16 protein-coding genes are annotated in these 23684 nt (G+C 64.1%); 13 read left to right on the forward strand and 3 right to left on the reverse strand.

Annotated features, from left to right (window positions below):
- The first annotated feature begins 89 nt into the window (after positions 1–89).
- The 6 genes from DSM43276_RS03550 (at position 90) to DSM43276_RS03575 (ending at position 11202) form a co-directional block, all read left to right on the forward strand.
- Positions 90–1298 carry an acetyl-CoA C-acetyltransferase gene (locus DSM43276_RS03550; protein ID WP_070936623.1) on the forward strand — a complete coding sequence of 403 codons (1209 nt, stop codon included), beginning with the start codon at positions 90–92 and terminating at the stop codon, positions 1296–1298.
- Positions 1299–1327: 29 nt separating this feature from the next.
- Positions 1328–3487, forward strand: a complete 2160-nt coding sequence (locus tag DSM43276_RS03555) for a 3-hydroxyacyl-CoA dehydrogenase NAD-binding domain-containing protein (protein WP_078324829.1) — start codon at positions 1328–1330, stop codon at positions 3485–3487.
- Positions 3488–4054: 567 nt separating this feature from the next.
- Complete coding sequence (locus DSM43276_RS03560) at positions 4055–5446, forward strand: condensation domain-containing protein (protein ID WP_078331508.1); 1392 nt, start codon at positions 4055–4057, stop codon at positions 5444–5446.
- Positions 5447–5507: 61 nt separating this feature from the next.
- Positions 5508–6707 carry a serine hydrolase domain-containing protein gene (locus tag DSM43276_RS03565; protein ID WP_078331507.1) on the forward strand — a complete coding sequence of 400 codons (1200 nt, stop codon included), beginning with the start codon at positions 5508–5510 and terminating at the stop codon, positions 6705–6707.
- Complete coding sequence (locus tag DSM43276_RS03570) at positions 6704–8068, forward strand: condensation domain-containing protein (protein ID WP_078331506.1); 1365 nt, start codon at positions 6704–6706, stop codon at positions 8066–8068. The genes DSM43276_RS03565 and DSM43276_RS03570 overlap by 4 nt, the downstream gene beginning before the upstream one ends.
- Before the next feature lie 2 nt (positions 8069–8070).
- Positions 8071–11202: an MMPL/RND family transporter gene (locus DSM43276_RS03575; RefSeq protein ID WP_078331505.1), complete on the forward strand. Its 3132-nt coding sequence runs from the start codon at positions 8071–8073 to the stop codon at positions 11200–11202.
- On the opposite strand, the gene DSM43276_RS03580 is transcribed toward DSM43276_RS03575, so the two are convergent.
- Positions 11129–11797: a TetR/AcrR family transcriptional regulator C-terminal domain-containing protein gene (locus DSM43276_RS03580; protein ID WP_078331504.1), complete on the reverse strand. Its 669-nt coding sequence runs from the start codon at positions 11795–11797 to the stop codon at positions 11129–11131. The genes DSM43276_RS03575 and DSM43276_RS03580 overlap by 74 nt on opposite strands.
- A 65-nt stretch (positions 11798–11862) precedes the next feature.
- Between DSM43276_RS03580 and DSM43276_RS03585 the strand changes: the two genes are divergently transcribed.
- From DSM43276_RS03585 to DSM43276_RS03610, 6 genes are all read left to right on the forward strand, one after another.
- Positions 11863–13344 carry an FAD-dependent monooxygenase gene (locus tag DSM43276_RS03585; protein ID WP_078331503.1) on the forward strand — a complete coding sequence of 494 codons (1482 nt, stop codon included), beginning with the start codon at positions 11863–11865 and terminating at the stop codon, positions 13342–13344.
- A gap of 1 nt (position 13345) precedes the next feature.
- Positions 13346–14347, forward strand: coding sequence for an LLM class F420-dependent oxidoreductase (locus DSM43276_RS03590; protein WP_078331502.1), 1002 nt, complete (start codon positions 13346–13348; stop codon positions 14345–14347).
- A gap of 246 nt (positions 14348–14593) precedes the next feature.
- Positions 14594–16273, forward strand: coding sequence for a PA14 domain-containing protein (locus tag DSM43276_RS03595; protein ID WP_169899980.1), 1680 nt, complete (start codon positions 14594–14596; stop codon positions 16271–16273).
- A gap of 42 nt (positions 16274–16315) precedes the next feature.
- Complete coding sequence (locus tag DSM43276_RS03600; protein ID WP_078331500.1) at positions 16316–16801, forward strand: SRPBCC family protein; 486 nt, start codon at positions 16316–16318, stop codon at positions 16799–16801.
- Between the two features lie 23 nt (positions 16802–16824).
- Positions 16825–18174, forward strand: a complete 1350-nt coding sequence (locus tag DSM43276_RS03605) for a PA14 domain-containing protein (RefSeq protein ID WP_078331499.1) — start codon at positions 16825–16827, stop codon at positions 18172–18174.
- A 27-nt stretch (positions 18175–18201) separates the two neighbouring features.
- Positions 18202–19317, forward strand: coding sequence for an acyltransferase family protein (locus DSM43276_RS03610; protein WP_078331498.1), 1116 nt, complete (start codon positions 18202–18204; stop codon positions 19315–19317).
- Here DSM43276_RS03610 and DSM43276_RS03615 read toward each other — a convergent pair.
- Positions 19314–20966, reverse strand: coding sequence for a DNA repair helicase XPB (locus tag DSM43276_RS03615; protein WP_078331497.1), 1653 nt, complete (start codon positions 20964–20966; stop codon positions 19314–19316). The genes DSM43276_RS03610 and DSM43276_RS03615 overlap by 4 nt on opposite strands.
- 64 nt (positions 20967–21030) lie before the next feature.
- Between DSM43276_RS03615 and DSM43276_RS03620 the strand changes: the two genes are divergently transcribed.
- Positions 21031–21429, forward strand: coding sequence for a DUF2628 domain-containing protein (locus DSM43276_RS03620; protein ID WP_078331538.1), 399 nt, complete (start codon positions 21031–21033; stop codon positions 21427–21429).
- Between the two features lie 18 nt (positions 21430–21447).
- Here DSM43276_RS03620 and DSM43276_RS03625 read toward each other — a convergent pair whose 3' ends face one another.
- On the reverse strand, positions 21448–23682 hold the full coding sequence (locus DSM43276_RS03625) for a helicase-associated domain-containing protein (RefSeq protein WP_109556308.1): 2235 nt from the start codon (positions 23680–23682) through the stop codon (positions 21448–21450).
- Between the last annotated feature and the right edge of the window lie 2 nt (positions 23683–23684).

Genomic DNA, 23684 nt, shown 5'->3' on the forward strand with positions numbered 1-23684 from the left:
CGAAACTGACCCGGAGTCAACCCGGATTCACAGGCCGGGGCGCTTGCACCACATGCCCCATACGCACCTCCCTATAAGGACGTATACCCATGACTGAAGCATTCATCTACGAGGCCATCCGCACGCCTCGCGGTAAGCAGCGCGGCGGCGCCCTCAACGAGGTCAAGCCGCTGAACCTGGTGGTTGGCCTGATCGACGAGATCCGCCGCCGCTTCCCCGACCTGGACGAGAACCTGATCAGCGACGTCGTGCTCGGCGTCGTGGCACCCGTCGGCGACCAGGGCGGCGACATTGCCCGTACCGCGGTGCTGGCGGCAGGCCTGCCCGACACCGTCGGTGGCGTGCAGCTCAACCGCTTCTGTGCCTCCGGCCTGGAAGCCGTCAATGTCGCGGCCCAGAAGGTCCGTTCCGGTTGGGACGACCTGGTACTCGCCGGTGGTGTGGAATCCATGTCGCGCGTCCCGATGGGCAGCGATGGCGGCGCCTGGGCGTCGGACCCGGCCACCAACTACGACGTGTCCTTCGTGCCGCAGGGCATTGGTGCCGACCTGATCGCCACCATCGAGGGCTTCACCCGTGATGACGTCGACGCCTACGCCGCCCGCTCGCAGGACCGTGCCGCAGCTGCGTGGTCCGGCGGTTACTTCGCCAAGTCTGTTGTGCCGGTGAAGGACCAGAACGGTCTGCTCATCCTGGACCACGACGAGCACATGCGTCCGGGCACCACTGCCGCGGACCTGGGCAAGTTGAAGCCCGCCTTCGAGGGCCTGGCCGCACTCGGCGGGTTCGACGACGTGGCGCGCATCAAGTACACCTACGTCGAGAAGATCAACCACGTGCACACCGGTGGTAACAGCTCGGGCATCGTCGATGGCGCCGCTCTGGTGCTTGTCGGCTCCGAAGAAGCCGGTAAGTCGCAGGGTCTGACCCCGCGTGCCCGGGTCGTGGCGACCGCCACCACCGGTAGCGAGCCGCTCATCATGTTGACCGGCCCCACGCCCGCCACCCAGAAGGTGCTCGACCGCGCCGGCCTGACCGTGGACGACATCGATCTGTTCGAGCTCAACGAGGCGTTCGCCTCGGTGGTCCTGAAGTTCCAGAAGGACCTGAACATCCCGGACGAGAAGCTCAACGTGAACGGCGGCGCCATCGCCATGGGCCACCCGCTAGGTGCCACCGGCGCCATGATCACCGGAACCATGGTCGACGAGCTCGAGCGCCGTGGCCTCCGTCGCGCCCTCATCACCCTGTGTGTCGGTGGCGGCATGGGTGTGGCCACCATCATCGAGCGAGTCTGAGCCGGATAAGACAAGAGGAGCCAGAACCAATGAGTGCAAACACAATTCAGTGGGAAAAGGATGCCGACGGCATCGTTACCCTTACCTTGGACGACCCCAACGGCTCGGCCAACGTGATGAACGACGACTACAAGCAGTCGATGGCTGCGGCCGTCAAGCGCCTTGTGGAAGAGAAGGATTCGATCACCGGCGTGGTGATCACCAGCGCCAAGAAGACCTTCTTCGCCGGTGGTGACCTCACCAAGATCATCCAGATCCAGCCAGAGCACGCTCAGGAGGCCTTCAACGAGGTCGAGGAGATCAAGAAGGACCTGCGCACGCTGGAGACCTTCGGTCGCCCGGTCGTGGCAGCCATCAATGGCGCCGCCCTCGGTGGTGGCCTGGAGATCGCGTTGGCCACCCATTACCGGATTGCCGCCGATGTCAAGGGATCTCAGATCGGTCTGCCCGAGGTATCGCTGGGTCTGCTGCCCGGCGGCGGCGGTGTCACCCGGGTTACCCGCATGCTCGGCATCCAGAACGGCTTCGTCACCGTGCTGGCGCAGGGCACCCGCTTCAACCCGACCAAGGCCAAGGAAGTCGGCCTGATCGACGAGCTGGTTGGCTCCGTTGATGAGTTGATCCCCGCCGCCAAGGCATGGGTCAAGGCCAACCCCGAGGCCGTGCAGCGCTGGGATGTCAAGGGCTACAAGATTCCTGGCGGCACCCCGGCCACCCCGGCGCTGGCGGCCATCCTGCCGTCGTTCCCGTCGAACCTGAAGAAGCAGCTCAAGGGCGCGCCGATGCCGGCCCCGCGGGCCATCCTGGCCGCCGCGGTCGAGGGTGCCCAGGTGGACTTCGATACGGCCAGCCGTATCGAGAGCCGCTACTTCACCAGCCTGACCACCGGCCAGGTCGCCAAGAACATGACGCAGGCGTTCTTCTTTGACCTGCAGACCATCAACGGCGGCGGATCACGCCCGGACGGCATCGCCAAGCGGGAGATCAAGAAGATCGGTGTGCTGGGTGCGGGCATGATGGGTGCCGGTATCGCGTACGTCTCGGCCAAGGCCGGCTATGACGTCGTCCTGAAGGACGTTTCGGCGGAGGCAGCTCAAAAGGGCAAGGCCTACTCGGAAAAGATTGAGGAGAAGGCTCTTTCGCGTGGCAAGACCACCGCGGAGAAGTCGGCGGCACTGCTGGCCAAGATCACCCCGACCGCCGATCCTGCCGATCTGGCAGGTGTGGACTTCGTGGTCGAGGCGGTCTTCGAGAACACCGAGCTCAAGCACAAGGTGTTCCAGGAGATCGAGGACATCGTCGAGCCCAACGCGCTTCTCGGCTCCAACACCTCCACCCTGCCCATCACGGGTCTGGCAGCGGGTGTGAAGCGTCAGGAAGACTTCATCGGTATCCACTTCTTCTCGCCGGTCGACAAGATGCCGCTGGTGGAAATCATCCGCGGTGAGAAGACCTCTGATGAGGCGCTGGCCCGGGTGTTCGACTACGTGCTGGCCATCAAGAAGACCCCGATCGTCGTCAACGACAGCCGTGGCTTCTTCACCTCACGTGTCATCGGCACCTTCGTCAACGAGGCCGTCGCGATGCTGGCCGAGGGCATCGAGCCCTCGACCATCGAGCAGGCCGGCAGCCAGGCCGGATACCCGGCCCCGCCGCTGCAGCTGTCGGATGAGCTGAACCTGACGCTGATGCAGAAGATCCGCAAGGAGACCGTCGAGGCCGCCAAGGCCGAGGGCAAGGAACTGCCGGACGATCCGGCGGGCCGTGTCATCGACACGCTGGTCGAGGCGGGTCGTCCAGGTCGTCTGGGTGGCGCTGGTTTCTACGACTACGTGGACGGCAAGCGCACCGAGCTGTGGCCCGGCCTGCGCACGACGTTCAACACCCGTCTGGGATCTGACGCGGCCAACCCGCCGCTGCAGGACCTCATCGAGCGCATGCTGTTCGCGGAGGCCATCGAAACGCAGAAGTGCTTCGACGAGGGCGTGTTGACCTCGACCGCTGACGCCAACATCGGCTCGATCTTCGGCATCGGCTTCCCGCCCTGGACCGGCGGTGTGCACCAGTACATCGTCGGGTACGAGGGTCCCGCCGGAAAGGGCAAGGCCGGGTTCGTGGCTCGCGCAAAGGAATTGGCCGCCAAGTACGGTGACCGCTTCAACCCGCCCGCGTCGCTCCTGGACGCGTAGACAGGGCTCGACAACAACCTCAGCCGCTCACCCTTCGGGGTGGGCGGCTGAGGTGCGTTGTGGGGTCAAATTTTTCGTGAGATTCGGGTGGCGACGCATCAGACCCGGTGTCAACAACCGTTGAACCCCTGGCGAATTCGGTAGTTTTAGAGCTAGCAGTCAGAAATGTCGCCGCGCGCCGCGTGGCGTACGACACAGTGCGGGTAGCCAAGGGTGGTGGCCCACAGAATTTGTGCGTCATCACGTAGGTTCTCTGGTGTCACTACAAACATAGTTATTGGTACTTCGCGTAACCAGACATGGATTGCCTGGTCATAGGGTATTTCGATACGGTAGTTATATTTGCTGGAATTGGTTTACCGTAAGACTTTCGAGAAGTTGCTGAAATACGGCGTAACGCGACGTTACCCACAGTTCACTCGCTATTTCTTTGTTGGAACGTACCTTTGCGAGATATTTGTTCGCTACGCTGCCCGCAATGAGTAATGTCTTTGCCACTGACATTGTGGCAGCTAGGTCGAATTTGGTTCGGCCCGTATTCAAGATCGCTGAGCAGGGATAGAGACGATGGTTGCACTCGGAACGATCCACGATTGGCGTCCCAAGCCGGGAACCGTCATCTCCTGGAGTGCGTCGCCACGCGCCCGCCAGGCCGCTGCGCAAGCGCCCGCCAGCCTGGTGCCGCCGAGCTATCAACAAGCCCAGCATGTGCGCTCCTACCGGGATCTGGCCCGCCAGGACCGCGAGATGGCACGGCTGGGCATCGGATCCTGGGACGTCCCCGGCGTGTGCGATATCGATGCCATGACCGCGGCGATCAACGCGCACCTGCGTCGGCACGACACCTACCACTCATGGTTCGAGTTCGACACGGCCGACACAATCGTCCGGCACGCGATCGGGGATCCGCAGACCATCGACTTCGTGCCGCAGGATCATGGGCTGCAGGGCCCCGATGAGATCCGTGCGCACCTGCTGCGCACGTCGGGCACTCCGCTCTCGTGGGATTGCTTCACCTTTGGGGTGATTCAGCGCGCGGACCACTTCACGGTGTACATCAGTGTCGATCATCTGCATACCGACGGCATGTCGACCGGGATCATCTATGTCGAGATCCAGTTGATGTACGCCAGCCTGGTGCACGGGTCGGCGCTACAGCTTCCACCTCCCGCGGGTTATCTGGATTTCTCCGCCCGCGAACGTGCGCACAACCAGGCCATGACCCTGGATTCGTTCGAGGTGCAGACCTGGCTCCGGTACGCGCGGGATAACGGTGGCACCCTGCCGGACTTCGTTTTGCCGCTCGGCGACCGTTCCGTGCCGCACGTCGGTGGCATGGTCGCTACTCCGCTACTGGACGCCGAGGAGACGGTGGCGTTCGAAAAGGCTTGTGAACAGGCGGGTGTGCGCTTCAGTGGTGGTGTATTCGCGTGTACCGCACTGATCGACCGCGAGCTCACTGGCGCCGATGCCTTCTACGGCATTACCCCGTATGACACGCGCGGCACTGCCGAGGAGCAGATGTCGGTGGGTTGGTACGCGAGCTTCATTCCCTTCGTGGTCGATATGTCGGAGGCTTCCTTCGCACGGGTCGCACGGTCCGCGCAGAAGTCGTTCGACGAATGCCAGCCGCTGGCCAAGGTTCCTTTTGAGCGTGCCTTGGAGCTCGCGGGTCCGGAGTCGGGGTTGACCGCCCCGGACTATGTGGTGCCGATGGTGTCCTTCCTGGACGCGCGCAAGATCCCGGTCAGTGCCGAATGGGATCGAATCAATGGCGGAATCTACGGGGACAGCCGTTCTTCCGATCAGGTGTGTATGTGGGTCAACAGGTTTGAGAACGAAACCAACCTGACGATCTCGTTCCCCGACAACGCAGTCGCCCGTGAATCTGTGTCGCGCTATCTGGAAGTGGCCCGCATGGTTTACCAGCGTGTCGCGCAGTCACAGTTCGTTTCCTGAAACCGCGGCATCGCAGCCGCACCCCGCAGCATTGGGCAGTACCTGAAAGGAAGGCATTGTCATGAGCACAAGCCTTGACATCGCGGTGAACGGAACCAGCTCACCGGATTTCGACAACGTCCGGCGCGCATTCGCACTGAATTTTTTGGAGAACGACGAGTTGGGCGCCGCTGTCGCGATCTGGGTCGACGGTGAGCTCGTCGTCAATCTGTGGGCCGGCTGGGCCGATGAGGCGCGCACCCGTCCCTGGACCGAGGACACCTTGGCGCCGGTCTACTCCGGGACCAAGGGATTGATGAGCACCTGCGTCCATATGCTCGTCGAGCGCGGCGTGCTCGACCTGCATGCGCCGGTCGCCCGGTACTGGCCCGAATTCGGCCAGGCCGGAAAGGAATCCATCACGCTGGCCATGGTGCTTGGGCATCGCTCGGGTGTGATTGGACCGCGCACCCGGCTGACGCCGGAGCAGGCCGCCAACTGGGACGAGGTGTGCGAACACATCGCGAGGGCGACGCCGTGGTGGGAGCCCGGAACCGCGCAGGGCTACCACATGGCGACGTTCGGGTTCATCCTGGGCGAGGTCGTCCGTCGGACCACCGGTCAGACGCTCGGGCAGTTCCTGCGTACCGAGATCGCCGAGCCGTACGGCCTCGATGTACACGTCGGACTGCCGCACAGCGAGCACCATCGGTGCGCGGAGTTGATCAACAAGCCGTTCCTGCGCGACGTATTCCGCGGTGCTCCCGGGGAATTCGACTGCATGAGTGATCACCCGCTGGCGGGCCCGCTCATCTCGGGTGACTTCATCCCCGACGACGAGATTGCCCGTAAGGACATTGCCCTGTGGCGGGCGCTGGAGTTCCCCGGGACCAATGCCCACGTTTCGGCGCTGGGTCTGGCCACCTTCTACAACGCGATGGCGCTCGGCAAGCTGCTCAGCCATGACCACATGGATGTGGTGCGGGTGTCGCAGGGCGGGTTCGATCCCGATGTGGTGCTGGGCCCCCGGGTGGCCAACCACGGATGGGGGCTGGGCTACATGCTCAACCAGCGCTGCTATGCCGGGCCCAATCAGAAGACGTTCGGGCACGGCGGGTCTGGTGGTTCGTACGCCTTCGTCGACCTGGAGCACCGCATCGGCTACTCGTACGTGATGAACCAGTTCGATGTGACCAAGGCGGATGCCGATCCTCGTAGTGTGCGGCTGATCAACGAGCTCTACAGCACGTTGGGGGTGTCGCCGGCGGGAGAGTCGCTGTGACGGCGACGATCCCGGAGGTTCACGCCCCGCCGCGCACCACAACCCTGCCGATCTCTCATTTGGACTTCGTCGATCAGGCGTCCTTCCTGGGGCTGCGAGCCACCGAGCTGTCGACGCTGGGACAGATGGTCTGGGTGTACGAACGCGATATCGATACCGACCGGTTGCGCAGATTCCATGCCAATCTCGGCCAGGGACTGTTCGGCCGCCGCATCGAACGTTCCCGGGTGCCTTTTGGTCGTCATCGCTGGGTGCTCGACCCGGCGTGCCATCCCATCGATGTCGAGCTCGCGCCCTTGCCGCGCGCCGAACTGCAGGATTGGGTGCACCGGCATGCCCAGCTCCCCGTCGATCCTGAACACGGTCCGTCCTGGCGACTCGGTGTCACCCGATTCACCGATGGCGCCACCGCGGTGAGCCTGGTGGTCTCGCACAGCATCGCCGACGGCGTGGGCATGTGCCGGGCCATCGCCGATGCGGTCAACGATGCGGTAGTCCCGTTGGGCTACGAGACACCACAGGCACGCACGCGCTTGCGTAGCGTGCGGGAAGACTTGCGGCGTACCAGGCGTGACCTGCCCGATACCGCACGGGCCTTCCGCAAGGCCACCAAGATGTTGAGCGCGCGGCGCCAGGACATCAAACATGCGGGCCGGCCCGCGACTGAGGCGCACATCGAACAGATCCCGGCGGTGACCGTGTATCTGGACGAGACCCATTGGGACGCACACGCGCACGGCCGTGGCGGTACCAGTAACTCGCTAGTCGGTGCGTTTGCCGGTCAGCTCGCCACCAAGGTGGGCAGGCTCGGCCCGGACGGCCGGGTGACGCTGTCGATGCCCGTCAATGAGCGCACTGACGGGGATCATCGTGCCAACGCCATGACCTCGGTGATGTTCGCGGTCGACCCAGCCGACCTGACCACCGATCTACGCGGAATCCGCAGAGCGACCAAGGAGGTGCTCTCCGGACTGCGGGACGCACCCGACGAAAAGTGGGCACTGCTACCGCTGACTCCCTTCATCCCCAAGGCTGCTGCACGCCGATTGGCTGATGTGGCACTGGAATACGGTGACTATCCGGTGGGATGCTCGAACGTCGGGCCGCTGGATCCCGACGTGAATCGCCCGGACGGGACCCACGCCGATTACGTCTACTGCAAACTGGCCGAGCGGCGGGTGCGGCCGGATAAGGTGCTGAGCACCTACGGGCAGCTCTTCGTCGCATCCGGGAGGGTCAACGAGAGGGTCTTCCTGGCCGTTGTCGCGTACCAACCCGGCGTGATCGAGACACGCGCCGACCTGACCGGCCTGCTGACCGAGACGCTCGACGACTTCGGTATGCACGGGGTGATCGAGTAGTCGTGGCGGACAACACAGGTGGTATCTACGGACTGATCGCTCGGATCGTCCGGAAGGCTCCTGTCGCCGTCATCGGGGTGTGGATCGGTCTGGCCGCCATCTTGGCGCTCACCGCTCCTTCGCTGCAGAAGGCCATCGAGGATCACCCGGTGGATCTGCTGCCCAAGGATGCTCCCGTCATGGAGACCACGCGGCAGATGGTCGAGTCGTTCCAGGAGTCGGGTGCGCAGAACATCCTGCTGATCGTGCTCACCAACGAGAACGGGCTGACGCCCGCCGACGAACAGACCTATCGGGTTCTCGCGGCACGAATGCGCGAAGACACCCGCGATGTGAGCATGGTGCAGGACTTCATCACCAAACCGATGCTGCGCGAGATGATGTCGAGCACCGATGGCAAGGCGTGGTACCTGCCGGTGGGATTGCAGGGTGAGCTCGCCACCCCCGAATCCGGTAAGGCGTATGTCGGCGCCCTCAAGATCATCAAGGACGCCACCGCGGGCACCACCCTGAATGCCTTTACGACGGGGCCGACCGCCACCGTCGGGGATTTGACGGTGGTGGGAGAGCGCGACCTGCACAAGGTCGAAATCACGACGGCTGCTTTGGTTCTGCTCATCTTGCTGATCGTCTACCGCAATCCGGTGACGATGATGCTGCCGCTCATCGTGGTGGGCGTCTCACTCGGCATCGCCCAGGCGGCCGTCGGGGGACTGGCGCAGATGGGTCTGAGTATCTCGAATCAGACGCTGACATTCATGACCGCGATGATGATGGGCGCCGGTGTCGACTACGCGGTCTTCCTCATCAGCCGATATCACGAATATGTCAAACAGGGCATGGATTCCGACAGCGCGGTGACCGCCGCGCTGGAATCCATCGGCAAGGTGGTTGCGGCATCGGCGGCGACGGTGGCGGTGACCTTCCTGGGTATGGGCTTTACCAAGCTGGGGATCCTGTCCACCATCGGTCCGGCGCTGAGTGTGTCCATCCTGATCGCATTCGTGGCATCGGTGACCTTCCTGCCGGCGGTGCTGATCCTGGTGGGACGCCGAGGCTGGGTGAAGCCGAGAAAGGCTTACGCCAATAAGATTTGGCACCGCTCGGGAATCAATATCGTCAAACGTCCGGGTACGCACCTGGCGGTCAGTCTGGTCATCCTGATCATCCTTGCCACCTGTGGTGCGATGGTGAAGTTCGGATACGACGATCGCAAGAACCTGCCCTCCTGGGCCGACAGTAATCAGGGCTACGCCGCGATCGAGAAACACTTCCCGGTGAATTCGACGCTGCCGCAATACCTCTACATCAAATCGCCCCACGATCTGCGCACCCCGCGCGGGCTGGCCGACCTGGAGCAGATGGCCGCGCGGGTGAGCCAGGTGCCCGGTGTCGACAAGGTGCGCGGTATCACCCGGCCCACGGGTGAACCGCTGGAGGAGGCCAAGCTGTCCTTTCAGGCCGGTGAGGTGGGCGGGAAGCTGGGCGATGCATCGAACCTGATCGATGCCCGCACCAGGGACTTGGACAAGCTCGCCGCGGGTGGACACACGTTGGCGGACAAGCTCGGTGAGGTCCGCGACTCGGTGAAGAACTCATTGGGCACGGCGCGCGCACTGGTTGAGGTGTTGGCCCAGCTGCGCGGCAGTGGTAGGACGGGTACCCTCGCCGATCTGGACTCCGTGGACAAGCTGGTCACCAGCATGCATTCTCTCGGAGACGCCATCGAGGCCAATGCCCAGAGTGCCAGTGAGGTGTACGGCTGGATCGAACCCGTCGCACGTGTGTTGGTGGGCAATCCGGCCTGTGAGATGGACCCAGCGTGCCGCTCCTCGCGAGAGGAGATGAACAAGTTCCTGGAAACCAAACAGGATGGCACCAGGGACAGGATCGTCGAGCTCGGTCGTGAGTTGAAGTCCGTCGACAACGACAAACAGATCAGCTCGACCATTGCCCGACTGCGCACCGCGCTGAACGCCATCGACACGAACCTGCGCCGGCTGGGCCTGTCCGACTCCTACGGCATCCAGCAGAAATTCGCCGAGGTCCTGACCGGGGTCAACTCACTGGCCGATGGCAGCGCACAGCTGGCCGAGGGTGTGCAGATGCTGGTGGACCAGACCAAACAGATGGGCGGCCAGTTGGGTGATGCCTCAACGCTCCTGGTCGCAGCCAAGCGGGACGCGGCACCCGGATCGATGTCCGGTTTCTACATACCGCAGCAGGTGCTCACCCAAGACTCCTTCAAGACCGCTGCGGCAGCATTCGTTTCGGCCGATGGGCATGCGGTGCGCTATCTGGTGCAAAGCAACCTGAATCCGTTCAGTCCCGAGGCGATGGATCAGGTCCGCGCCATCCAGGACGCTGCGCACAGCGCGCAGCCCAACACCACACTGTCCGATGCGTCCATCTCGATGGCCGGGTTGTCGGCGATGTACAACGACATCCGCAACTACTACAACCACGACCTGCGGTTCATCATCGTGCTGACGGTGATCGTGGTGCTGCTCATCCTCGTCGCGCTGCTGCGGGCCATTGTCGCGCCGCTGTATCTCATTGGTTCGGTGATCATTTCGTACGCCTCGGCGGTGGGCATCGGGGTGATCGCGTTCCAGTTCATCGGTGGGCAGCCGTTGAGTTGGAGTGTGCCGGGCATGGCGTTCATCGTGCTGGTCGCGGTGGGCGCGGACTACAACCTGTTGTTCATCTCGCGCATCCGGGATGAGTCGCCCGACGGCATCCGCTCCGGGGTCATCAAGACGGTCAAGTCGACCGGAGGTGTGATCACCTCTGCCGGAGTCATTTTCGCTGCGTCGATGTTCGGCTTGCTGATCGGCAACCTGCAGTCGATGGTCGAAGCGGGCTTCATCATCGGGATGGGCCTGCTGCTGGATACCTTCCTGGTGCGCACCATCACCATTCCCGCTCTGGTGGTGCTGTGTGGACAGGCCAACTGGTGGCCCGCTGCGATCGTGGAACCCTGGTTCCAGAAGCATTTTTCGCGGTCGAAGGCCGATGTTGAGGATGCGGAGTCGCCGGAATCGGACAAGGCCGATTGCCCTAGCGGCGATTCGGTGCTCGAGGAGCCCCTGATTTCCGTTTCGCACGAAGCCGAGCTCGTAGGCCGTCGATGATGATCGCGAGTCCGTCCTCGAAGTCGGCATCGAAGTCGGGCTCGTAGAGCTCTGAGAAGGCCTCCATGATCGCGGGATACTTCTGTAGATCGAGCCTGGCGATCAGGTTTTCTTCGGTATAGGGATTGGGTCCGGGGTACTCGGAGCCATCCCGGGCCTGCTGTTCAATGGTGAATCCGATGGTGTAGTGGTGGATCACGGGTGTCAGACGGGCCGCTTCGCGGACGGTGAACCCGGCAGACGTCATGGCATCCAGCATCGGTTCCAGCACGTCGGCGGCATTGGTCACGAAGGTGCCCGCCAGGATCCGGGCGCCCTGGTGATAGCGCAGCATTGCCTGCCGAAAGGCTCGAGCGCCGTTGGCCAGGAAGATATCCCATGGCGCAGAGGTGTTGTCGAAGGCATCCTGGGCATCACTCATGATCGCCTCGCCCATGAGGTCGATGAGCTCGCGCCGGTTCTTCACATGCCAGTACAGGGCCGGTGCCTGCACGCCGAGGGACGCCGCCAGCGCACGCATGGTGAGGCCGTCGCTGCCCTTCTCGTCCAGCAGGGCCAGGCCGGCCCGCGCGATGGTTTCCCGATTCAAAATCACATTGACACCTTAACAGCGTTAAAGTAATTATGGAGTCAATACCAATAACGACGTTAAGGAGCGCTATGACCGAGCATGCAGTGGTTATCGCGGGCGGAGGCCCGACCGGGCTGATGTTGGCAGGCGAGCTCGCCCTCGCCGGTGTCGACGTTGCGGTGTTGGAACGTCGGGGCAGCCACGAGGAGGTGGGATCGCGCGCGGCGGGAGTGCATTCGCGCACCATCGAGGTGTTCGATCAGCGGGGGATCGCCGAGAGGTTCCTCGCCCAGGGGATGACCGGCCAGGCGACCCATTTTTCGGGCATCTTCATGAGCATCGAGGACTTCCCCACCCGCCACCCATACGCGCTGGGCCTGCTTCAGCATTACACCGAGAAGACGCTGGCGGCCTGGATCACCGAGCTCGGGGTGCCGATCTACTACAACGACGAGGTGCTCGGGTTCACCCAGGATGACTCCGGTGTGGATGTGGAACTTGCCGACGGGCGTGCGATGCGCGGGCGGTATCTCATCGGATGCGATGGCGGACGCAGCGCCATCCGTAAGGCCGCGGGGATCGGGTTTCCCGGCCATGACCCGTCCTGCTCGGCGATGCTGGTGGATGCCGAGATCACCGAGCAACCTCTCGAGTTCGGGCTGCTGCGCAAGCCCGGTCAGGCATTCCTGGCCATTCTGCCGTTCGAGGAGGGGTGGTGCCGGCTGGTCTTCAGTACCGACCTCTCCCGGCTCGGAACCGAACCGACCCTGGAGGAAGCGAAGGAAGCGCTTATCGCCATAGCGGGAACGGATTTCGGACTACACAGCCCGCGCTGGATGTCCCGATTCTCCGATATGACCCGCCAGGCCGACCGGTACCGCGATCGGCGCCTGTTCCTCGCGGGCGATTCCGCGCATATCCACTTCCCGTTCGGCGGCCAAGGACTCAACACCGGTGTCCAGGACGCGGTGAACCTGGGGTGGAAGCTTGCCGCGGTGATCAAGGGAGAGGCCCCGGACTCGCTGCTGGACACCTATCACTCCGAGCGCCACCCGGTGGCGGAACGGGTGCTGCACAACACCATGGCCCAAACACCGTTGTCCGAGGCAGGTCCGCGGATGGACGCGCTGCGTGACATCGTGGCCGACCTGCTGGCCATGGAAGAACCGCGCAAGCGCATCGCCGGCATGATGAGCGGCCTGGATATCCACTATGAGGTCGGTGGGCATCAGGGCGCAGCGCATCCACTGCTGGGTCGCCGGATGCCGGACCTGGATGTGGTAACCCCGGATGGGCCCACACGCGTCTACCCGTACCTGCACACCGCGCGTCCCGTGCTGTTCAACTTCGGCGAGTCGCCGAGCTTGCGTGTCGACGGTTGGGCCGACCGGGTTCAGCTGGTGGACGCGAAATACTCAGGTGCATGGGACCTTCCGGTGCTGGGTGAAGTGTCGGCACCGGATGCGGTGCTGGTGCGGCCCGACGGCTATGTCGCCTGGGTGGGGGAGGGTTCCGATACCGGCCTCGGCGAAGCGCTCACCCGCTGGATCGGATCGCCGGTTCCGGCGTAATGTGGCGCGGGTGGCCGAGACACTGGAGTTCGGAGTCTTCATCCCGCAGGGCTGGCGCCTGGATCTGGTAGGCATAGCGCCCGAGCATCAATGGGACGTCATGCGCGATCTGGTCCGCTATGCGGAGGATGGCCCGTGGGACTCGGTGTGGGTGTACGACCACTTCCATACCGTGCCGGTGCCCACCGACGAGGCGACCCACGAAGCGTGGACGCTGATGTCCGCCTTCGCGGCGGTGACCTCGCGAATCAAACTGGGGCAGATGTGTACGGCCATGGGATACCGAAACCCGGTGTATCTGGCCAAGATCGCTGCGACAGTGGACATCATCTCGGGTGGACGCACTCAGATGGGTATCGGCGGCGGCTGGTATGAGCACGAATGGCGCGCGTACGGCTATGGCTTTCCGGGCGCCGCCGAGCGGCTCGGCAGGCTGCGCGAGGGAGTGCGCATCATGCGCGACGCCTGGCGCGACGGACGCGTCTCCCTGGACGGCACCTATTACCAGGTCGATGATGCCATCGTTGCTCCCAAACCCTTGCAGTCCGAGGGTATTCCGCTGTGGATCGCCGGGGGCGGCGAGAAGGTGACATTGCGGATCGCGGCGCGCTATGCGCAATACACCAACTTCGGCCAGAGTCCCGAAGAATTCGAGCACAAGTCGAAAGTGCTTGCGGCGCACTGCAAGGACATTGGCACCGACTTCGATGCGATTGTCCGGAGCGCCAACATGAACATCGTCGTCGGAGCCGATGAGGCCGAGGTCGCCGATCGTCTGGCCGCCATCAGGGCGCGGCTCATCCCGGTCATTGGTGAGGACGTCGCCGAGGCCACGGTGGGGAACCTTGCCGAGACGGCGGGAACCCCGGAGCAGATCGCCGAGCGTCTGGCCGCGTTGCGCCGGCTGGGGCTGGGCTATGCGATATGCAATTTCCCGGAAGCGGCCTATGACCGTTCCGGAATCGACTTGTTTGTTCGCGAGATAGTCGCCAGCAGTTCATAGTTGGGTCAATTGGTCAGCCTGTCTATTGCAGATTCATCGCCGGAGAATATCGCTTGAACGAATGCTCTGGTGACCGGATTCAATCCGGGAGTATTTTGCGCGTGAATCGTTTTACGCCTGCTACCGGACAGGGTATTCACGCTCATGAGAGTTCTGCGGTTCTTGGCTGCCGTGGCCGTCCTGGCGGCCATCGGAATAACATTTCCATCTGTCTCACAAGCAGATACGGCCATCGAAGCGGAATCGATGTCCTACTCGAACGGGGGCGGCGGAACCTGGGCGGACGGTAGCGCGTCCGGTGGAACACTGCTGGGTCTGTACGGCCAGAATGCGGTTGCCACCAATACAGTGTGGCTGCAGGCTTCGTCGAGAATTGTTATTCGGGCACGCGGGCAGCAATGTCTGGGCGCACCGGCGATGCGGGTGAGCGTCGACAATGCCGCGGTGGGCACCTTCACGGTGGCGGCCAATACTTTGACCGAGTATTCGGTGGATGTGTCGATCGCTGAGGGGTCGCATTCGATCACCATTACGAACAGCGCGGCGTACAGCACGTTCTTCTGCGGGCGAATGCTGGTGCTGGACAAGGTGACGGTGGTCTGGACCGCGCCGACCACGACGGCGCCCACCACGGTCCCGCCGACAGCCACGACGGCTCCGACGACCCCACCGTCGGATTGTGCCGTGAATGAGTACCAGGCCAGTTACTACAACAACACCGCGCTGAGCGGATCTCCGGTGGTGCGACAGTGTGAGACATCGGTGGGCGGCAACTTTCGAAGTGCCGCACCGGTATCCGGCGTCAACACCTCGAACTGGGGTGCCCAGTATGCCGGAACCATTCACTTTCCCGTCAGCGGCAACTACGTGTTCAGCGCGGACACCGGAAACATGGCGGTGGGCGTGTGGCTCGACGGACAACTGGTCATCGACAAGGGGGCCGTGAGCTGGGGCCGAAATCTGGCCGCCAAGGACGTCGCCGCGGGCGATCACGCGGTTCAGGTCGCCTTCTGGAAGACGTCCGGCGATTCTTTCGAGTTCTTTTCGGTCTCACAAATGGGGCCGGGCCCGGCCAGTACCAACGGTAACTACTACGCCGCGGACTCTTTCTGGAATACGCCTATCCCCGCCGATGCCCAGATCGACCCTCGCTCCGACGGCTGGGTGGCGATGCTGGGAAATCAAAACGGCATCTCGCTGAACAGCAGCACGTGGACCCAACCCATCTACGTCGCGCCACCTGGCACTCCTACCCGCGCCATCCGGATCACCAACTCGAATAAGAATCTGACCGTTCCGTATCTGTCGTCCTACACGGCGAGTCCGGATGGCGACAGCGCGCTGATCATTGTGGATCAGGCGAAGGGATGCGCCTACGAGTTGGAGATGTTCAACAATTCGTTCTCGGCGGTGGCCTCGGCTTCGTACCACGCGTACACGGGCACCGGCGGGCACACGTCGGGGCCGGCTCACTCCGGCGGGGAACTGTCCTGGCTTGCCGGGCTCATTAGATCGACCGAGGTGAACGCGGGCGGCATCAACCATGCGCTGCGATATGCGCTGCCCATCGGCTCACCACGATTTGCCTATCCGGGCACCCGTTCCGACGGCAGCACGCCCAATGGCATTCCGCAGGGAACCAGAATGCGGCTCGACCCGAGCCTCGACCTTGACCAATTTGGGCTCACCTCCTTCCAGCGGATGGTGGCTGTCGCGTTGCAGAACTACGGCGGCTACAACGCCGATACCGCGGGGGTGCTCGCCGTCGCCACCGAGAACACCGCGGCCTCGGCGCCGTTCAACGTCTCGCTCTCAGGCCTACCGCAGCCCCTCATTCAGCACCTGCAGTTCCTCAAACCGACTGTGGCGTCGACGGACATCCGGCTGGACGAGCAGGCCGACCAGACGTGCGCCCAGCAGCAGTAGGGCCCATTGTTTACGCCCCAACTGATACCGTAAGTTACGGGAATGCCTTCGCTTGACGCAGTCGATGAAGCCTTCCTGTCCAGCGCTCCCGTGAGAGCGAGCCACACCATCTCCGTGCCGGTGTCCGCCGACACCGTGTGGCGTGAGCTGACCAACGACACCACGCTGCGGTGGTTGGCGCCGGGTATCAGGGTCGTGTGGGGTAGCCCCCGCGCCGGCGTCGGTGCTGTTCGCAAGATCGGGCCCGCGGTGGGGCCGAAGGTGAATGAGCACTACTTCCTCTGGGAGGAAGGACGACGGAAGGCGTTCTACGTGACCAGCTTGCCGGTGCCGGTGCCTGGCTTGCGTGCCTTCGCCGAGGACTATGTGGTGACGCCGACGGATCGCGGCGCCGACTTCACCTGGGCATGGGCCATTGACGGCACGGGCCCGATTCGCAATGCCACCCCCGCGGTGAGCGCCATCGTCGGTTTCTCGATGAAGCGCACCCAGAGGTACTTCGACAAGATCGCCGCCGCAGCAAGGTAAGCGTTCGCCCGTACAGTGAATCCGTGCGCGTGTTCGTTCTGCTTGCGGTGTTCCTGGTGGTGGCTGCCTGTGCACCCGCCCGGAACGCGACGGATGCGGCGGCCCAGAACCCTTGCGATGTAGGTCAATATTGGACGCGCTACTACAACAACACTGATCATGCCGGCACCGCGGTGCTCGCCCGATGCGAGTACTCGGTGGGCGGGAACTTCACGGGATCTCCTGCGCCGGGTGTACGGCCCGACGAATTTTCGGTCGATGCCACCGGCTCGCTGCGATTTCCGGTGACGGGCGAGTACCAGATTGCCTCGATGAGCGGTGGCGTCGTCGGGCGAGTGTGGCTCGATGACGAGCAGATCTTCGATCATGCCAACACCCGTGACTGGGGAACCGATCTGGCCACGCGCACCGTCCAGGCCGGTGTGCACGCGGTCCGGGTCAGCTATGCCAGTACGAGTGGCCCTGCGGTACAGGAGTTCTCGGTGTCCCAAGTCGCGCTGGGCCGGGAGTCCGCGAACGGCAACTTCTTCGCGGCGAACTCATTCTTGAACCAGCCGCTCCCGCCCAGCCCGGCGATCGACCCTCGTTCGCCGAATTGGGTTGCCACCCTGATGCATCACCCTGACATCAAAGCAATCGACGTCAACGAGGACATTTGGACTACCGCCGTCTATCACGCACCCGCGGGCACTCCTACCCGGACCGTCGCCGTCCGCAACAGTGGGAAGTCGATCGACATCCCGTATCTGCCGCATTACCTGCCCACGCAGGACGCCGACGCGCATCTGGCAATCATCGACGACAGCACCGGGTGCGAATACGAGTTCCAGTCCTTCAAGCCGGATTCGATGTCGGCGATCGCGCAGGCCACCTATCGGGTAAACACCGGATCGGGCGGGCATGTCAGTGGACCCGCGCATTCGGGGGGCGAGCTGTCCTACCTCGCCGGGCTGATCACGCCGGAAGACGTACAGGCCGGAGTGATCGATCATGCGCTGCGGTTCGCGATCCCGATCAACGCACCCACCTACGTGTACCCGGGTACGCGGTCGGACGGCACGATTCCGGATGGGGTGCCCGAGGGGATCAGAATTCAGCTTGATCCGTCCCTGGACTTGCGGACGTTGAACCTGACCCCCTTCCAGCGGATGGTGGCGACGGCGCTACAGAAGTACGGGGCGTTTGACGCCGACGTCGCCAAGACCTTCTCGCTGACCGCGCGCAGCGTGATCGACGGCACCCGCTATTCGACCCGGATCGACGATCTGCCGCGCGAGCTGATCGGGCATCTTCGGTTCCTGACGCCCTCGATCAGCTCCACGGATGTCCAGCTCGACACCGCCGCCAACACTGGATGCCGGCAGCAGCACTGATCTGGTAACGCTGATACCCTTCTTTCGGTGTCGCGACGGGCAGTGGCTGCTTATGAATCGTTTCTCGCCACGAAGAAATTCGGGGCGCTGGACGGCTTGCGGGCGCTGAGTGTGCTGGCGGTGATCTGGCACCATACGTCCGGGACGCCCGGTCCGAAGATCTCGCACAGCGGATTCATGGGCGTCGACTTCTTCTTCGCGATCAGTGGCTTTCTCATCACCACCTTGCTGATTCGTGAGCGTGATCGCACATCCGACGTATCGCTGCGAAACTTCTACGCGCGCAGGGCATTACGTATATTCCCGCTGTACTACGCGGTGCTGGCCCTATACGTCCTGCTGGTGTTGGCCACCGAACGCGGTACCCCGAAGGGGGAACGATTCTTGGGGAACCTGCCGGCATTCCTGACCTATACCGTCAACTGGTTCGTGGACCTGTCCACCGGCACGTCGGTGCCATTCTATTTTTCCTGGTCGCTGTCCACGGAGGAACAGTTCTATCTGCTGTGGCCGCCGCTGTTGGCCGGGGCCCTGGTGCTGAGCAAGGGAAGGATCTGGGCGCCGCTCATCGTGCTCTTGGCACTGGTAGCGGTTTCGGCCGGAACCGGCGTGTTCTTCGATGCGCGCGTGCTGCCCTGGCGCATCCTGGCGAGCTTGTCGTTGCCCATCCTGCTCGGCGCGGCTTTCGCGATCGTCGTCAACACCCGCGGTGGCTACGCGCGGGTCGCCGCGGTGCTGGGCTGGCGGTGGTCGGCCCCGGCGGTGTTCGCGGCGATGATTGCCGCGCTGTGGTTCGGTGCGCCGCTATGGTCGATCCAGATCCTCATGGCCGTCACCGTCGTCGCCGTCTCCATCCGCGAGGACACCCTCATGCATCCGGTACTGAGCTGGAGACCCCTCGCGTTCATCGGTGTGATCAGCTACGGCATCTACTTGATGCACATGTTGTGTGCCAACGTCGTACGCCGAATAGTCCACGAGGAACAGGGGCTGACGCTGTGCGCCGCAACGACGATCCTCGTCATCGCCGTTGCCTATCTGAGCTTTCGATACTTCGAGACGCCCTTGCTGCGCGTTAAGCGCCGCTTCGAATCATCCGCCGAGCGGGCCGGAGACGAACTCTCCCGCACTGCTGGGGTCTAACCGATCGCGGGTCCGAGTAGATCGTCGGCATCGGTGATCCGATAGCCGTAGCCCTGTTCGGCCAGGAACCGCTGCCGGTGCGCTGCGTATTCGGCATCGAGGGTGTCGCGGGATACCACCGAATAGAAGTAGGCCTGGCCGCCGTCGGCCTTCGGACGGAGCAGCCGTCCAAGCCGTTGTGCTTCTTCTTGACGTGAGCCGAATGTACCCGAAACCTGAACAGCCACAGCTGCTTCCGGTAAGTCAATGGAGAAGTTGGCCACCTTGGAGACCACCAGGGTAGCGATCTCGCCGCGCCGGAAAGCGTCGAAGAGTGCTTCACGTTCGGCGTTCTTGGTGGAGCCCTGGATCACCGGGGCGTCCAGCTCGGTTCCCAATTCGTCGAGCTGATCCAGGTAGGCGCCAATCACCAACGTCGGCACTCCCGGATGGCGGGCCAGAATCGACTTCACCACGTTGATCTTCGTGTGGGCCGTCGAGCACAGTTTGTACCGCTCGTCGGCCTCGGCCGTCGCGTAGATCATCCGCTCGTTCTCGGTGAGGGTGACCCGTACCTCGATGCACTCGGCGGGGGCTATCCAGCCTTGTGCCTCAATGTCTTTCCATGGCGCGTCATAGCGTTTGGGGCCGATGAGGCTGAAGACGTCGCCCTCGCGGCCGTCCTCCCGGATAAGAGTGGCGGTGAGGCCGAGGCGGCGCCGCGACTGCAGATCTGCCGTCATCCGGAACACCGGAGCGGGCAGCAGATGCACCTCGTCGTACACGATCAGGCCCCAGTCCCGGCTGTCGAACAGCTCCAGGTGGCGGTACTCGCCCTTGGTGCGCCGGGTGATCACCTGATAGGTGGCGATGGTGACCGGCCGAATCTCCTTGCGCTCGCCGGAGTATTCGCCGATCTCCTCTTCGGTCAAGGAGGTTCGCGCGATGAGTTCACGTTTCCACTGCCGCCCGGCCACGGTGTTGGTGACCAGGATCAGGGTGGTCGCCTGTGCCTTCGCCATCGCGGCGGCGCCCACGAGCGTCTTACCGGCCCCGCAGGGCAGCACCACCACACCGGAACCGCCCGCCCAGAACGAGTCGGTTGCCATCTGTTGATAGTCCCGGAGCTCCCAGCCATCCTCGGCCAGACTGATCGGGTGGGCTTCGCCGTTCACATATCCGGCGAGATCCTCTGCGGGCCAACCGATCTTGAGTAGCATCTGCTTGACCCGGCCACGCTCGCTGGGGTGCACCTGCACGGTGTCGTCATCAATGCGGGCGCCGAACATGGGGGCGATCTTCTTGTGCCGTAACACCTCTTCGAGCACTGCGCGATCCAGACTCACCAGCATGAGACCGTGCGCGGGATGCTTGACGAGCTGGAGGCGCCCGTAGCGGGCCATGGTGTCGACGATGTCCACCAGTAGCGGCTGCGGCACCGCGTAACGGGAGAAGGTGACGAGGGCATCGACCACCTGCTCGGCGTCGTGCCCGGCGGCGCGGGCGTTCCACAGCGCCAGCGGCGTGATGCGGTAGGTGTGCACGTGCTCGGGTGCGCGTTCGAGCTCGGCGAAGGGGGCGATCGCCTGGCGCGCCGCGTCTGCCTGGTCGTGATCGACCTCCAGCAGCACGGTTTTATCGGACTGGACGATCAGCGGTCCATCGGTCATTCGATCCAGGATAGTGATCCCCGGAGACATTGGAGGGGGCCGTATGCCCTGCTAGATTGCTGTGGTGACGACACCACAAGACCGCAGCACCCTGGCCGACATTTGGCAGCGCCGGTTCGCGTTCTACGACCAGTACGCCGCGGCGCCGACAAAAGAAGAGGCAAACGCCATCTTCCGGGCGGGGTCGTTTTGGACGCGTGTCCGGTTAACCAGTAATTTCCTTGCCTTTTTCTTTGGCCCGATCTACTTCTTCGTCAAGGGGATGTGGCGCAAGGGCCTGGTGCTGCTGGGGCTCAGTGTGGGTCTCGGCGTCGTGCTGGGGGTGGTGGGCGCTTCCGACAGTGTGACGCGCGCATTCTCCTTCGGCTTTGCTGCGCTGTTTATGGGCATCGCCAACCAGGCGTACTACTTGCACTGGGTGCGACAGAGCGAATCGTGGAACCCGTTCGAGGGTGTCCGCTGACGCGGAGCTGATCGACGGTCAGGACGGCGGCGAGACCGCGGTGATGCGGTGAATCGCGAAGTCGCGGATCCGCCCGGCGGCGGTGTCGAAGGCCGACAGCTGCCCACCGCGCACGCTGATCGGATTGACCACTCGCGAGGACGCCACCCCGGCCGGGTCTACGTACCCGATGAGCACGCTGGTCTGGGCCTTGGCGGACTGCTGTAGCAGCGCCACCGCATGCGACGGCTCGATGCGGATGCCGTCGTGATCGCCCGCCGCGCGCAATGCCTTGACCACTGCGGCGGCCGCGGGCTCACTGAGTACCGGTGGCGTCCAACCCATCCGGTGCGGCTGCGGAGTCACCCGGGCGCGGTGCACCCGGAGTTCGACGATGGTTCCGGTGGCATCCTCGGCGGCGGGAGCGTAGCCCGCCGCGCGTAGCCCAGCCACCAACTCGGCCAGCGGGGCCAGTGACACCGCGACGGTCGGGGCCAGCAGCCGCAGCCCCAGATCCTCCGCCAGCACCGACGCCATCACCTGCGTCAACAGGGCCACGTCATCGCAGCGCAGGAATGAGCTGGCCACTCCGGCCCGAAGCTGTCCATGTCGACGCGCGACATCGTCGATGAGGTAGGTGAGCGATTGGGGGACAGGGGTTTTGGATCGCGAGCCGAAGAAACTGTGCAGTGAGGTCGCGGTCCGTCCCGAATCCAGCGCACGCCGGATGCTCGCGTCACTGACCCGAAAGACACTGGCCGCCCCCGCTGATTCGAGGTCCGCCATCGCGGCCAGTTCGAGCTCTACCTCGCGCGTCAATGGGCCGGGTGCGACGACGGTGAGATCGGCCTGCACCAGAAAGTGGTCGATGGGGGCGGGTAACGCCTTCTCCATCGCGGCCAGCGTCGTCGCCTCATCGCCGCTGCTGTCCAGGAAGGTCCGGACATGTGTCGTCAACGCGCCGCGCCCGATCACGCCCAGCGTCGTCGCCTCGAACAGCAGGGCCGTCACCGGTTCCACGCCCAGCCGTGCGCCCCAGCGCGGACGACGCCACCGCATCACCCGGGATGTCTCCTCGGCCCGCAACCCCTGCCCGGGCTTCAGCTCACCGAGGATCTCCAAGAGCAGCTTGCGGTCATGCGGGGCCGCCGTCGACCGCAGCGAATCCGAAAGGGCCGCTATCGGTTTGTCCTCGCTGGTGCGCTTGCCGATCAGGTCGGGTCGGGCCGCCAGCATCAACCACGCCGACATCAGCCGCAACCAGCGGGTCGAGGTCGGCAGCTCGGCGAAGCGGTCGGCCTGGGTGGTCGGCGCCCAGTGCCAGCCCTCGGCATCGGTCTGCACGTCGGGGTCACCCACCGCGATCAGCTCGGCGGCAGCCAGCACCTCCAGCAGCAGCCCCATCCGGGTGTCATCGATACCCGTCGCCTTCGCCAGCCGTTTGACCTCGCGCACGCCCAGGCCACCGCTGCGCAGCTGAGGAGCGGGGTTGACCCCGAGTTCGTCGAGCAGCAGACCCACCTCACGCAGCAGATCAAGTGCCGCCCCCGCGGCGGCGGCGTTGGCTTCGGCCTGGGTCGCCGTCGTTGTCTCGGTGGCCGGTGGCTGCAGCCGGTCGGGCTCCTCACCGCGGAGCAGCTGTGCCACGAACCGCGGCAGTAGCACCGTCTCGTCGTCGATCCGCTGCAGCAGGCCGGCGGCGAGCAGCCGCTGCACCGGACGATCCGGCGGGGCATCGGGTGCGGCGTCCCGGGTGCGGCCAATGGGCGATCCCGTGATGAGTGCCTGCAGCAGCTCCATCCCGCGCTCGTCGGTCGCCGCCAGTGCGGCCCGCGCCGCGTCGTAGGAGTCGGGGGTCTGCTCGCTGATCACCTGTCCGACCACCCAGGGCAGCCCCAACCGTGTCTCTGCCGCCAGATGCAGTTCGCGATCCCCCCACACCAGTGCGAGCTCGCGCAGCCGGTCCAAGGTGGTGCGCACCTGCAGTTCAGTGGCGCGGCCATCGACCTGAGTGAGTACCTCCGAGACCGGAGTGCCGGTGACGTCCGCACGGGCCACCAGCAGCGCATCCAGGACCGCCAGAGTCAAAAAGTCCAGGTTGTCGGTGGCTGCGCGTACCGATTGGCGCGACAGCGCCCGGCCCGCCAGGGCGGCCAGCGACGCCGGAGGCGGCGACGCCAAATCGGGTCGCAGCCGGACCAGCCGCACCAACTGTTCATCGGGCAAACGGCGTAACCACGCCGCAAAGCCAGTCAACGCCGCATCGTCACTCATCG

Origin of the sequence: Mycobacteroides salmoniphilum (assembly GCF_004924335.1) — a bacterium.
GTDB lineage: Bacteria > Actinomycetota > Actinomycetes > Mycobacteriales > Mycobacteriaceae > Mycobacterium > Mycobacterium salmoniphilum.

Coding starts and splice junctions, on each gene's coding strand:
- DSM43276_RS03550 (WP_070936623.1), top strand. CDS start 90: ATGACTGAAGCATTCATCTACGAGGCCATCCGCACGCCTCGCGGTAAG.
- DSM43276_RS03555 (WP_078324829.1), top strand. CDS start 1,328: ATGAGTGCAAACACAATTCAGTGGGAAAAGGATGCCGACGGCATCGTT.
- DSM43276_RS03560 (WP_078331508.1), top strand. CDS start 4,055: ATGGTTGCACTCGGAACGATCCACGATTGGCGTCCCAAGCCGGGAACC.
- DSM43276_RS03565 (WP_078331507.1), top strand. CDS start 5,508: ATGAGCACAAGCCTTGACATCGCGGTGAACGGAACCAGCTCACCGGAT.
- DSM43276_RS03585 (WP_078331503.1), top strand. CDS start 11,863: ATGACCGAGCATGCAGTGGTTATCGCGGGCGGAGGCCCGACCGGGCTG.
- DSM43276_RS03595 (WP_169899980.1), top strand. CDS start 14,594: ATGTCCTACTCGAACGGGGGCGGCGGAACCTGGGCGGACGGTAGCGCG.
- DSM43276_RS03600 (WP_078331500.1), top strand. CDS start 16,316: ATGCCTTCGCTTGACGCAGTCGATGAAGCCTTCCTGTCCAGCGCTCCC.
- DSM43276_RS03615 (WP_078331497.1), bottom strand. CDS start 20,966: ATGACCGATGGACCGCTGATCGTCCAGTCCGATAAAACCGTGCTGCTG.
- DSM43276_RS03625 (WP_109556308.1), bottom strand. CDS start 23,682: ATGAGTGACGATGCGGCGTTGACTGGCTTTGCGGCGTGGTTACGCCGT.